General features: G+C 54.3%; 11 protein-coding genes and 4 pseudogenes. 4 read left to right on the top strand and 11 right to left on the bottom strand.

Features of this window, described 5'->3' with window-relative positions; genetic code table 11:
- The first annotated feature begins 128 nt into the window (after positions 1-128).
- From ACTBDZ_RS09745 to proS, 4 genes are all read left to right on the top strand, one after another.
- Positions 129-944, top strand: a complete 816-nt coding sequence (locus ACTBDZ_RS09745) for a MetQ/NlpA family lipoprotein (RefSeq protein WP_438815162.1) — start codon at positions 129-131, stop codon at positions 942-944.
- A 124-nt stretch (positions 945-1,068) separates the two neighbouring features.
- Complete coding sequence (gene rcsF, locus ACTBDZ_RS09740; protein WP_438815161.1) at positions 1,069-1,476, top strand: Rcs stress response system protein RcsF; 408 nt, start codon at positions 1,069-1,071, stop codon at positions 1,474-1,476.
- A gap of 9 nt (positions 1,477-1,485) precedes the next feature.
- A complete protein-coding gene (tsaA, locus tag ACTBDZ_RS09735; protein ID WP_438815160.1) occupies positions 1,486-2,196 on the top strand; it encodes a tRNA (N6-threonylcarbamoyladenosine(37)-N6)-methyltransferase TrmO in 711 nt (236 codons plus the stop codon).
- Positions 2,197-2,380: 184 nt separating this feature from the next.
- Positions 2,381-4,099, top strand: coding sequence for a proline--tRNA ligase (gene proS / locus ACTBDZ_RS09730; protein WP_438815159.1), 1,719 nt, complete (start codon positions 2,381-2,383; stop codon positions 4,097-4,099).
- A gap of 102 nt (positions 4,100-4,201) precedes the next feature.
- Here the strand turns inward: proS and rpoS are convergent.
- From rpoS to ACTBDZ_RS09675, 11 genes and pseudogenes are all read right to left on the bottom strand, one after another.
- Positions 4,202-5,194: pseudogene (rpoS, locus tag ACTBDZ_RS09725) on the bottom strand (RNA polymerase sigma factor RpoS).
- Between the two features lie 53 nt (positions 5,195-5,247).
- Positions 5,248-6,315 (bottom strand): murein hydrolase activator NlpD, encoded by a 1,068-nt coding sequence (gene nlpD, locus ACTBDZ_RS09720; RefSeq protein WP_438815158.1) that lies wholly within the window; start codon positions 6,313-6,315, stop codon positions 5,248-5,250.
- Positions 6,316-6,515: 200 nt separating this feature from the next.
- Positions 6,516-7,127, bottom strand: coding sequence for a protein-L-isoaspartate(D-aspartate) O-methyltransferase (locus ACTBDZ_RS09715; RefSeq protein ID WP_438815157.1), 612 nt, complete (start codon positions 7,125-7,127; stop codon positions 6,516-6,518).
- A 161-nt stretch (positions 7,128-7,288) separates the two neighbouring features.
- Positions 7,289-8,326, bottom strand: a complete 1,038-nt coding sequence (gene truD / locus ACTBDZ_RS09710) for a tRNA pseudouridine(13) synthase TruD (protein ID WP_438815164.1) — start codon at positions 8,324-8,326, stop codon at positions 7,289-7,291.
- Between the two features lie 26 nt (positions 8,327-8,352).
- Complete coding sequence (gene ispF, locus ACTBDZ_RS09705; protein WP_222158014.1) at positions 8,353-8,850, bottom strand: 2-C-methyl-D-erythritol 2,4-cyclodiphosphate synthase; 498 nt, start codon at positions 8,848-8,850, stop codon at positions 8,353-8,355.
- 59 nt (positions 8,851-8,909) lie between these two features.
- The gene (ispD, locus tag ACTBDZ_RS09700) at positions 8,910-9,620 is read right to left on the bottom strand and encodes a 2-C-methyl-D-erythritol 4-phosphate cytidylyltransferase (RefSeq protein ID WP_438815156.1); all 711 of its coding nucleotides are present in this window, start codon (positions 9,618-9,620) and stop codon (positions 8,910-8,912) included.
- A gap of 3 nt (positions 9,621-9,623) precedes the next feature.
- Positions 9,624-9,986 carry a cell division protein FtsB gene (gene ftsB / locus ACTBDZ_RS09695; protein ID WP_438815155.1) on the bottom strand — a complete coding sequence of 121 codons (363 nt, stop codon included), beginning with the start codon at positions 9,984-9,986 and terminating at the stop codon, positions 9,624-9,626.
- A gap of 230 nt (positions 9,987-10,216) precedes the next feature.
- A pseudogene (locus tag ACTBDZ_RS09690) lies at positions 10,217-10,544 on the bottom strand (DUF3561 family protein).
- A gap of 58 nt (positions 10,545-10,602) precedes the next feature.
- Complete coding sequence (gene cysC, locus ACTBDZ_RS09685) at positions 10,603-11,187, bottom strand: adenylyl-sulfate kinase (protein WP_438815163.1); 585 nt, start codon at positions 11,185-11,187, stop codon at positions 10,603-10,605.
- Between the two features lie 57 nt (positions 11,188-11,244).
- Positions 11,245-12,431: pseudogene (gene cysN / locus ACTBDZ_RS09680) on the bottom strand (sulfate adenylyltransferase subunit CysN).
- A gap of 11 nt (positions 12,432-12,442) precedes the next feature.
- Positions 12,443-12,754, bottom strand: a pseudogene (locus ACTBDZ_RS09675) (sulfate adenylyltransferase subunit CysD); the annotation flags it as partial.
- Positions 12,755-12,878: the final 124 nt, after the last annotated feature.

The following is a 12,878-nucleotide window of genomic DNA, read 5'->3' as shown; positions in this document are numbered from 1 at the left end:
GGTCTACCTGATCCAATTCGTAGGCGATCGCACAGTACGGGCAGTGACTCATAAATAAGTTTTACTACACGTCGGACTATGCCAGTGTCGGCAAGCCGCAAAACGTTAAATATGCAGAGGTTAAGGAAATGACAATCAAATTTAAAACCGTCGCCGCACTGGGTACGCTACTGGGTGCACTGGCGCTGGCAGGCTGCGGACAAGAAGAAAAAGACCCGAACCACATCAAAGTCGGTGTTATTGTGGGTGCTGAACAGCAAGTTGCTGAAGTTGCCCAGAAAGTGGCTAAAGACAAATATGGCCTGACCGTGGAACTGGTGTCCTTTAACGATTACGTGCTGCCGAACGAAGCGCTGAGCAAAGGGGATATCGACCTGAATGCCTTCCAGCACAAGCCTTATCTGGACCAACAGATCAAAGACCGTGGCTACAAACTGGTTGCTGTCGGCAACAGCTTTGTCTACCCGATCGCTGGCTACTCTAAAAAAATTAAATCATTAGACGAGCTGCAAAACGGGGCGCAAATTGCACTGCCTAACGATCCGACCAACCTGGGTCGCTCCCTGCTGCTGCTGCAAAAACAGGGTCTGATCAAACTGAAAGATAACGTTGGCCTGCTGCCGACCGTGCTGGACGTGGTTGAAAACCCGAAAAACCTGAAACTGGTCGAACTGGAAGCACCGCAACTGCCACGCTCTCTGGATGACGATCAAATCGCACTGGCTATCATCAACACCACCTATGCCAGCCAGATTAACCTGACGCCGACCAAAGACGGTCTGTTCGTGGAAGAGAAAGACTCTCCGTACGTAAACCTGATTGTGTCGCGTGAAGACAACAAAGACGCGGCCAACGTGAAGAAATTCGTTCATGCTTACCAGTCAGACGAAGTTTATGAAGCGGCCAACAAGATTTTCAACGGCGGCGCGGTGAAAGGCTGGTAATATCACCCGATACGCGAGTGACAATTATTTCAAGACGGGCCTCGATGCCCGTCTTGTTATTTGTGTCGTAGCTTGCTTCAATAAGCGCACTTCAAAAGAAGAATAATAGTAGAGAGGAAATGCTATGCGTGCTATACCGCTCGTGTTTTTAGCGCTGTCACTAACAGGATGTTCCCTGCTGCAACCCAAAACGGCACCCGCACCGCAACCGGTTATCGAACCAGCTGTCGAAGCTCCGGCCAAAGCGAAACCGGCTCCGCGTCCGGCAACCGCCGTGCTGTATAACAATGCGGAAGAGTTAGTGGGTAAACCGTTCCGCGATATGGGCGAAGTATCTGGCTCGGTGTGCCAGGCTAGCGTGCAAGATACTCCCGCGACGGTTGCAAATGCCCGCCGCCGTCTGCAAACGCGTGCAACAGCGATGCGCGCCAATGCGGTTCTGGTGCACAAATGTCAGGTCGTCAGTGGCGTTGCAGGCTGCTATCGGCAGGCCATCTGTGAAGGCACTGCACTGAAAATTTCTTCTCAATAAAGCCGGGCAATGACCACCTATCATTTCGATCAGATTGGCGTTATCCGTTCGCCTTATAAAGAAAAATTCGCCGTGCCACGGCAACCCTGCCTGATTGAAGATGGCGACGGAGAACTGCATCTTCTGCCGCCCTACCACCAGCCAGAAGCGGTGCGTGGGCTGGACGCGTTCAGCCATATTTGGGTGCTATTTATTTTTCACCACACCATGAAACAGGGCTGGCGACCAACGGTGCGCCCTCCCCGTTTGGGCGGGAATGTGCGTATGGGGGTTTTCGCCACACGTTCCACGTTTCGCCCGAATCCCATCGGTATGTCGCTGGTCCGACTGAAAGGGATAAAAACCACAGGCGACAGCGTTATCTTACAGTTGGGCAGCCTCGATCTGGTCGACGGTACGCCGGTGGTTGATATCAAACCCTATTTGCCCTTTGCGGAGAGCGTGCCTGATGCCATCGGCGGCTTCGCGCAACAGGCACCCGACACCGCGATGCCCGTGTATTTTTCTGCACTGGCAGAGCAACAACTGGCGCAACATCAATCCACTTACCCACACCTGCGCCGTTTTATCACCCAGGTGTTGAATCAGGATCCACGCCCGGCGTACCGCAAGGGGGAAGCCTCGCGTGATTACGCCGCCCTGCTGCTGGAATTCAACGTGCGCTGGCGCGTAACGGACATGCGGACGGAAGTGCTCAGCCTTGAGCCAGCACCGCGCTAAGCGAAAATTGAATCGTTATCCATGACCTGCGCGCCATAAAATTCATGCTGCACACTTTTGACGGAGGAAAGTCACTGTTACACTAAGCCACTTTACCGTGTTTAAGGGCCTACATGGCCCTTTGCATCTCGCTTTGGGGCACATCGGTGCCCATTACTTTGCGTTCTGACGGAACTAAAACACCATGCGTACTAGCCAATATCTGCTCTCCACCCTGAAGGAGACGCCTGCCGACGCGGAAGTCATCAGCCATCAGCTGATGCTGCGCGCTGGGATGATCCGCAAGCTGGCCTCCGGGTTATACACCTGGTTGCCGACCGGCTACCGGGTTCTGAAGAAAGTCGAAAACATCGTGCGTGAAGAGATGAACAACGCCGGTGCTATCGAGATTTCCATGCCCGTGGTACAACCCGCCGATCTGTGGCAGGAGAGTGGCCGCTGGGAACAGTATGGCCCGGAATTGCTGCGCTTTGTCGATCGCGGTGACCGCCCGTTTGTTCTCGGTCCAACGCATGAAGAAGTGATTACCGATCTGGTGCGCAACGAGCTGAGCTCTTATAAGCAGCTGCCGCTGAATCTGTTCCAGATCCAGACCAAATTCCGCGATGAAGTGCGCCCGCGTTTCGGCGTGATGCGTTCTCGCGAATTCATCATGAAAGATGCCTACTCGTTCCATACCTCGCAGGAATCGTTGCAGGTCACCTATGACGCGATGTACGACGCCTATAGCCGTGCATTTAGCCGCATGGGGTTGAACTTCCGCGCGGTTCAGGCGGACACCGGCTCCATCGGTGGCAGCGCATCACACGAATTCCAGGTGCTGGCGCAGAGCGGCGAAGATGACATCGTTTTCTCTACCGACTCCGAGTACGCCGCCAATATCGAATTTGCTGAAGCCGTTGCCCCCACGCTGGGACGTGCCGAAGCGAAAGAAGAGATGCGTCTGGTTGATACCCCCAACGCCAAAACCATCGCCGAGCTGGTTGAGCAGTTTAACCTGCCGATCGAAAAAACGGTCAAAACGCTGCTGGTGAAAGCGACACAAGAGAGCGGCCACAAGCTGATTGCCCTGCTGGTGCGTGGCGATCATGAGCTGAATGAAGTGAAAGCGGAGAAACTGGAGCTGGTCGCCAGCCCGCTGACCTTCGCAACCGAGGCTGAGATTCGCGACATCGTTGGTGCAGGCCCAGGCTCACTAGGCCCGGTTAATATGCCAATACCGGTGATTATCGATCGCACCGTCGCGGCAATGAGCGATTTCGGCGCTGGCGCAAACCAGGACGGCAAACACTTCTTTGGCATTAACTGGGAGCGTGACGTTGCACTGCCGCAAGTGGCAGATATCCGCAACGTGGTTGAAGGCGATGCCAGCCCGGACGGGAAAGGCACCCTGTTAATCAAACGCGGCATCGAAGTGGGTCACATCTTCCAACTGGGCACCAAATACTCTCAGGCACTGCAAGCCAGCGTGCAAGGTGAAGATGGTCGTAACCAGATCCTGACCATGGGCTGTTACGGTATCGGGGTGACGCGCGTGGTGGCTGCCGCCATCGAACAGAACCACGACGATCGTGGCATTATCTGGCATGACGCCATCGCCCCCTTCCAGGTGGCGATCCTGCCGATGAACATGCACAAATCGTTCCGCGTGAAAGAGCTGGCTGAAGACATTTATCAGCAACTGCGCGCCAAAGGCATTGATGTGCTGCTCGACGATCGTAAAGAGCGTCCGGGTGTGATGTTTGCGGATATGGAATTGATCGGCGTGCCGCACACTATCGTCATTGGCGATCGCAATCTGGATAACGACAAGATTGAATATAAATATCGTCGCGACGGTGAGAAAAAGATGATCAAGGTTGGCGAGATCGTTGATTTTTTGTCGGCCAATACCGTTCGTTAATACGTAGAAATACAGCATAAAAAAGAGGTGGGGTTTTTCTCACCTCTTTTATTTGACAAATAGTCGACTCAACGTGCAAATACGGCGATCGCTTCTGCTTCGTTATTCACGGAACAGCTCTTCAATATCCAGCCCCTGTACTTGCAAAATTTCACGCAAACGGCGCAGCCCTTCCACCTGGATTTGGCGCACGCGTTCACGGGTCAAGCCAATTTCACGACCAACGTCTTCAAGCGTTGCCGCTTCATACCCCAGCAGCCCAAAACGACGAGCCAGCACTTCACGCTGTTTAGCGTTCAGTTCGAACAACCATTTAACGATATTCTGTTTCATATCGTTGTCTTGCGTGGTGTCTTCTGGTCCGTTGTTTTTTTCATCCGCCAGAATATCCAGCAGCGCTTTATCAGAGTCCCCGCCCAATGGCGTATCGACCGATGTAATACGCTCATTCAAGCGCAACATGCAATTTACGTCATCCACAGGTTTGTTGAGCTGCTCGGCAATCTCTTCCGCACTGGGCTCGTGATCCAGCTTATGCGAAAGCTCACGCGCGGTACGCAGATAAACGTTCAATTCTTTGACGATATGGATAGGCAGACGAATGATGCGGGTTTGGTTCTTGATAGCCCGTTCAATCGTTTGGCGAATCCACCATGTGGCATAGGTTGAAAAGCGGAAACCCCTTTCGGGATCGAACTTCTCAACCGCACGGATCAAACCAAGATTACCTTCTTCGATGAGATCTAACAGCGCCAGACCGCGATTGTTGTAGCGACGGGCAATTTTCACCACCAGCCGCAGGTTACTTTCAATCATACGGCGTCGCTATGAAACATCACCGCGCAGCGCTCTACGGGCAAAAAAGACTTCTTCTTCAGCGGTCAGAAGCAGAGAGTAACCGATCTCCCCTAAATAAAGTTGGGTAGCATCCAGCACACGCTGGGCTGCACTTTGGGATAACAACTCATCGTCGGATGCCTCATTATCCCCCGCTTCTTCCTCCGCTAGCGCCTTTTCATCAAAAACATCAAGTCCATTTTCCTCGAACTCGGCATCATCATGTAACTCGTTAACTTTCAGCGTGCTTTGGCTCATAAGTGGCTCCTACCCGTGATCCCTTGGCAGAATACCGAAATACTCTGCCCGATTTATCGCTGCGGAAGGTAACGCAGCGGGTTTACGGATTTCCCCTTGTAACGAATTTCAAAATGCACGCGTACTGAACTGGTTCCGGTGCTACCCATGGTAGCGATCTGTTGACCCGCCTTGACCTCTTGTTGTTCCCGGACCAGCATAGTGTCATTATGGGCATAGGCGCTCAGGTAATCATCGTCGTGCTTGATGATGATCAGATTACCGTACCCGCGTAAAGCGTTGCCCGCATAAACAACACGCCCTGAAGCGGTCGCCATGATCGGTTGCCCACGAGTGCCAGCGATATCAATCCCTTTGTTTCCCCCCTCCGACGCGGAGAAACTATCTATGACTTTCCCCTCAGTAGGCCAACGCCAGCTGCCGACAGCAGGAGCACTGCTTTCAACAGCCGCGGGGGCGGTCACAGGAGCCGTCACGGCAGCTCCTGTGGAAGGCAACATCTTACCTACATTCTGTTTACCCGAATTTCCAGAATACGCATTAGTTGACTGAGAATCAACCTGCGTTGTTTGAATTTGCGTCATTGACGGCGGCTGAGGCACACCGCCACGCGTGGCATCGGAAGGTGCCAGCATACCGCCGCCGCTGCTGCCCGTACCGCCTGCCAGCATGCGTCCACCGCCGGCCGATCCGCTGCTTACCGGCGCGGAGGAACCGTCACTCACCTGAAGCACCTGTCCAACGTTCAGGCTATAAGGCTCAGGCACATTGTTGCGCTGAGCCAACTCGCGATAATCACTGCCGGTAATCCAGGCGATGTAGAACAACGTATCACCCCGTTTTACCGTATAGGTGCTGCCGCCATAGCTACCTTTAGGAATGGCGTTATAGCTACGGTTGTATACAATGCGTCCATCGCGCGTGGTGATCGGCGCATCGCCGGAAGATGATATATTAGAAGGCGCAGTCGCGAGCATTCCACCGCGGCTGCTGCTATTGCCCTGACCGCCTACGCTGCTGATTGGGGCGGGTTTGCTGTCGTTATTGGAACATCCCGCCAACCCCAGAATAATTGCCGTGCACGCCGCCATCTGACGCAGTGTTCTCGTTTGGCTTCCCATGCGCCTTGCTCCCCTATAACCGTAATACTCAATCAATACCTTAATGAGACCACTCGGGACCCGCCCTGTCATCACCGCATTGGCACCCGCTCAATGCTAACAATATCAACATGTTCTCACTATGACTGGGTTGTATTGAAATAAGTTCTATTGAAATAAATCGTAAATGACTGATACCCATAAACGTGCTTGCAAAGGTATCAGGCTAGTTCGCCTTTGACCAGTGGAACAAATTTAACCGTTTCAATGGTATTAACCACAAATTCTCCACCGTGGCGTTGTATGCGCTGCAACGTTTGCGACTGTTCTCCCACCGGGAGCACCATAATGCCCCCTTCATCCAATTGCGCTATCAGCGCATTCGGAATTTCAGGTGCCGCCGCCGTCACAATAATGGCATCAAACGGGCCGCGTGACGGCCAGCCTTGCCAGCCATCGCCGTGTCGAGTGGAAACATTGTGCAGGTCCAGTTGCTTCAAACGCCGTTTAGCCTGCCATTGCAACCCTTTGATACGCTCAACGGAAAAAACCTGCTTTACCAAATGCGCCAAAATCGCCGTTTGGTAGCCGGAACCGGTGCCAATTTCGAGTACGCGAGATGCGGGCGTCAATTGCAACAGGTCCGTCATGCGGGCAACCATATAAGGCTGAGAGATGGTTTGACCGGAGCCTATCGGTAACGCGGTATTTTCATAAGCCTTATGTTCAAAGGCTTCGTCGACAAAACGCTCACGCGGCACAGCCTCGATAGCCTTAAGCAATCGCTCGTCATGAATGCCCTGCTGACGCAACAGTGTCAGCATCGTTTGCATGCGCTTGTTCACCCTATCCCGTCAGCCTCAGTCGTGATTAACGTCTTCATGCCTTTACTCAATAATGGCAATGCCTTGCCGTGAGTTCGCACCCTTATTGCATAGGTACATATATAGGTACCGCATAGGTACTATATCGTTACTACACCAGACACTGCATCTCAATCAGCGATATCCATCTGCTCAAGCGGCGTGATGAGCTCACGCACAACGCTGGTGGCAAAACTGCCTGCCGGTAGCCAAAAATCCAGCGTGACCGACGCATCCTCCAACCAGGACCAGCACATCTGCTGCGGATAGAGCAGTGCGGCACGGCGCGCAACCTCCACCCGTTCACGACGCAGCAATCCAAGCAGCGTCTCGTGCCCCACTAGGCAGCGTTGTTCAAACGCCAACGCGTCACCCTGAGTGCCAGGATCGCCGTCGCCGGGCAGCGGTGCCGTCACGCACAGCTCACGTTTATCAACGCGCGTTTGCAGTGCCGCTAACTCGTCCTCATTTGCGACAAACCAACTGCCGCGCCCGGCGAGTTGCAGCGCATCACCCGCCAGCACTTGCGTTGCCAACCTCTGACTCAAACGTTGGCTTACGATGAGATTGAACAGCGCGCTACGGCTGGCCGACAGATAAAAGCTGCGTTTACTGCGCTCGCTAACGCGAATCTCGTCTCTGGCCCAACGTGCCGCCTGAATCAGGTTGTTGCCGTCGCGACCAAAACGCTGACTGCCAAAATAGTTCGGCACGCCCTGTTCGGCAATCACCGCTAGCCGCGCTTCGACGGCAGCACGGTCGCTGATATTGCGCAGCGTCAGCGTGAACTGATTGCCGCGCAACGCACCGATACGCAGTTTGCGCCGATGACGAGCACTGTTAAGAATTTCACACCCTTCAAGCGCAAAAGTGGAGAAATCGGGTAACACTTTGCCCGGCAAATGCAGGCAAAACCACTGCTCCGTCACTGCATGCCGGTCTTTCAAGCCAGCATAACTCACGGCACGCGCGGGAATACGGGCAAATTTCGCCAACGCTTCAGCCACAAACGAAGTGTTGCAGCCACGTTTACGTACCTGAACCAGCAGATGTTCACCATCGCCGTCCGGTGCAAAACCCAGATCTTCCACCACACGGAAATCATCGGCGCTTGCTTTGAGCGTTCCTGTCGCCTGCGGTTCACCATGCAGCCAGAACAGACTTTCCATGTTGAGCGTAGCGGGTTCTTGCTGCATTACCATGCGACCACTTCACTCCGTTCATCTTTCACCAACAGCGCAACCGCCTCGCAGGCGATCCCTTCTCCACGTCCGGTAAACCCGAGCTGTTCAGTGGTGGTGGCTTTTACGTTGACATCATCCATATGGCAGTGAAGATCTTCTGCCAGATTCACCCGCATTTGCGGAATGTGCGGGGCCATTTTCGGCGCTTGCGCAATGATAGTGACATCCAGATTGCCCAGTCGATAGCCTTTTTCTTGTATCCGCTGCCACGCCTGGCGCAGCAGTTCGCGGCTATCCGCGCCTTTGTAGGCGGGATCGGTGTCGGGAAACAATTTACCGATATCGCCTAGCGCCGCAGCGCCGAGCAGCGCATCGGTTACCGCATGCAGCAACACATCCCCATCAGAATGCGCCAACAATCCCTGAGGGTAAGGAATACGAACCCCACCGATCACCAATGGGCCTTCGCCGCCCAGTTTGTGGACATCAAAACCGTGACCAATACGCATGGGGTTATTCTCCTTGATTTAGCGAATGGTTATGAAACATGAAACCGGTGAAGGGTACATCACACGCTTGGCGGTGCCAATCGAGCCAGGTAGAACTCGGCCAGCGCCAAATCCTCAGGACGCGTCACTTTAATATTATCAGCACGTCCTGCAACAATCTGTGGATGATAGCCGCAATACTCGAGTGCCGACGCTTCATCGGTCACGACAGCCCCTTGTTGTAACGCGCGCTCCAGGCAATCTTGTAATAATAACCGTGGAAACAGTTGCGGCGTCAAGGCGTGCCATAAATCGCGGCGATCAACCGTGTGCTCAATCGCCTCACCCTGGCTACGCTTCATGGTATCCCGCACAGGTGCAACAAGAATGCCGCCCACGTCGCAGTGCCGGATAAGCTGTAACAAGCGATCCAGATCCTGAAGGTGTAAACACGGACGTGCGGCGTCATGTACCAACACCCAGGGCGCATCACTGACCGCGCGCAAGCCGGCCAGCACCGAATCAGCCCGCTGTTTGCCGCCGAACACCACGCTGACGCGCGGGTCCTGTGCCAGCGGCAAGGCGGCAAAGCGCCAGTCGTCGGGGCTGATAACCACCACGGCACGCTGAATGTGCGGATGCTGAAACAGCGCAGCCAGCGTGTGTTCCAGCAGCGTTTTTCCATGGAGGGTGAGATATTGTTTTGGACAGTCGCACTCCATTCTGCTGCCGTTTCCGGCGGCGGGCAGAACGGCGACAACCTCAAGTAAGGAGACCAGCGGTTCAGACATGGGTTAACGTGACGTCATAGGGTTAGAAGACGACAGAGAGCTGGATGCGCCAGAATTTGCAGATGAAGGCGCCGTCGCCGCACGACGACCAGATTGATCCGGCACCAGACGATAGAAGCTCTCACCCGGTTTGATCATGCCCAGCTCATTGCGCGCACGCTCTTCAATGGCTTCTTGTCCACCGTTGAGATCGTCGATTTCCGCAAACAGCTGTTCGTTCCGGGCTTTGAGCTTGCCGTTATTGCCCTGTTGGACAGCCACGTCATCTTTAACCCGAACATAGTCATGAATGCCATTTTTACCCAGCCACAGCGAATATTGCAGCCAACCGAGCAAAATCAATAATAACAGCGTTAGCTTTCCCATCCCGCCCCCTGAAAAACCGCCTAATCATCCCATAACTTTGCCTTCGACTCCATATTATCAGGGGGGATTAACGCACCTGAGTACGGTTCATTTGGTTTAAAGCGGATAACCCGAGCCGTAAAGGCGTTGTTGCAGAGCGAGAGAAGAAACACCAGGAACGGCGCGCGCGAAGAGATATCAGTCACATTTGTTAAACGTCGGTAACAGATAGCGGCGATTTACGCCGCACCTCACCACCCAGTGATCAGTGAAAACACCAACCAGAACAGACAGACAATCACTGCGCCGCTACACAACACCATCAGCGTCATGTTGCCTTTGAAAATCACACTGAAAAACATGCCGATCAGCACGGAGGCTGGCATCAGCGCCAAAAAAAAACGGCCAGGTGTAGAGCATAAAAAACAGCGTGGTGTTCGAGCCATAGACCCAAATCGGCACCACAAACGCCAACCAGTAGAAAGAAAAACCGGCGATGGCTCCCATAAACGGGTAGGTGCGTTCATCTTCACGCCCCCTAGGCCGCTTACTTACCGATAACTGCGTTACGTTCTGCATAGTCTACCCTGTAACACTCCGCCCCACCGCGAAAGGCGGTGACACCTGACAGAGCCAATCAGACTTTGATAATAGCTCGACTGTGCAGTAGATCTAATAACTGATCGGTCAAATTTGTTACCAATTGTTCGCCCTCCAAGCGCAGCTCAGGCGCGTGCGGTGGCTCATAGACGGCATCGATACCGGTAAAATTGGTCAGCGTGCCGGCTCGTGCTTTCTTATACAATCCTTTAGGATCACGCGCTTCGCATACGGCCAACGGTGTATCGACAAACACTTCGATAAACTTTCCTTCCGGCAGCGATTCGCGCACCATCTGGCGCTCTGCGCGGTGGGGCGAAATAAACGCCGTCAGCACCACCAGCCCGGCATCCACCATCAGGCTGGCCACTTCGCCCACACGCCGAATGTTTTCGCGCCGATCGGCATCAGAAAAGCCCAGATCGCGGCACAGCCCGTGGCGCACATTGTCGCCATCAAGCAAATAGGTGCTAACACCGAGTTGATGTAAGCGCTGTTCCAGTTGCCCTGCCAGCGTGGACTTTCCTGACCCTGACAGGCCTGTGAACCAGATAACAGCCCCTTGATGGCGGTGCAATCGCTCCCGATCGCGGCGTGCCACCGGGTGATCGTGCCAGACAATGTTGTCATCACGTTGCCATCAACGGCGTGATGCTTCTCTTGTGGAGGCAACTCCATGCTACTTCCCTCCCAGCAGATCGCGCGCACCCCAATGCGGGAAGTGACGGCGCACCAGCGCATTCAACTCCAGCTCAAACGCACTATAGGCAGACGGTTCCTGCGTCACCTGAGCAATCGCCTCGCGTACCAGGCCGGCACCAACGGTTGCTCCGCCATCCACACCACATCGACCTGCGCATGCTGCACCGCACGCAGCTCATCTGCCTCCGGCACCAACAGATCGCCACGGCTGATATCCACTTCATCGGCCAGCACCAGCGTGATCGCTTCCCCCGCATGAGCCTGTTGCAGATCGCCATCAAAAGTCACGATGCGTGCCACAGAAGAGGTTACGCCAGACGGCAACACCCTCACACGCTGCCCGACCTGCACCACGCCGGAGGCCAGCGTTCCGGCATAACCGCGAAAATCCAGGTTGGGCCGATTTACATACTGCACCGGGAAACGCATCGGCTGCGTATCGCTGTCGCGCGTAACGTTGACCGTTTCCAGCACATCCAGCAGCGTCGGGCCGCTGTACCATGGCATGGTGGTGCTTGGCGTCGCCACGTTATCCCCATCCAACGCGGAGATAGGCACGAAGGTCACATGTAGCGATGATGGTAGCTGCTGAGCAAAATAGAGGTAATCCTGCTTGAACTGCTCAAATATCGTTTGCTGGTAGTCCACCAGATCCATTTTATTCACCGCCACCACCAGATGGCGGATGCCGAGCAGCGTGGCGATAAAGCTATGGCGGCGGGTTTGATCCAGCACGCTTTTGCGCGCATCGATCAACAGGATCGCCAGATCGCAGGTCGAGGCACCGGTCGCCATATTACGGGTGTACTGCTCATGACCGGGGGTATCGGCAATAATGAATTTGCGTCTTTCCGTGGAGAAATAGCGGTTAGCGACATCGATGGTAATGCCCTGCTCACGCTCGGCCTGCAAACCGTCCACCAGCAACGCCAGATCCAGCTTCTCCCCTTGTGTTCCTAACCGCTTTCTGTCGTTGTGTAACGTGGAAAGCTGATCTTCGTATATCTGACGCGTATCGTGCAGCAAACGGCCAATCAAGGTACTTTTGCCGTCATCCACGCTGCCGCAGGTCAGAAAGCGCAGTAAACTTTTGTGCTGCTGCGCGTGCAAATAGGCTTCGACTCCACCCTGATCGGCAATCTGTTGTGCAATGCTTTGGTTCATTTGACGATTCCTTAGAAATACCCTTGACGCTTTTTCAGTTCCATCGAGCCGGCCTGATCCCGGTCAATGACGCGCTCTTGCCGTTCGCTGGTGGTCGAGATCAGCATCTCTTCAATGAGTTCCGGCAGCGTCTGCGCGTGCGATTCCACCGCGCCGGTCAACGGCCAGCAGCCAAGGGTACGGAAGCGCACCATACGCTGTTCGATAACCTCGCCCGGTTGCAGATCGATACGATCGTCATCCACCATCAGCAACATGCCGTCACGCTCCAGCACCGGACGCGGAGCGGCCAGATAGAGCGGCACAATGTCGATATTTTCCAGCCGTCATTCCGCACCTACTTTAAGAATAAATTCGACGGTATCGCTCGCCGAGAACATCAACGATGGTCTTGTGAACAGAATTGAGGTTGGATACTTGTGGTGGTCTGTCACCAATACTGAACTC

The sequence above is a fragment of the Symbiopectobacterium sp. genome, from assembly GCF_051710365.1.
In the GTDB taxonomy this organism is placed as follows: domain Bacteria; phylum Pseudomonadota; class Gammaproteobacteria; order Enterobacterales; family Enterobacteriaceae; genus Symbiopectobacterium.
This window is presented reverse-complemented; position numbering and strand designations above follow the sequence as displayed.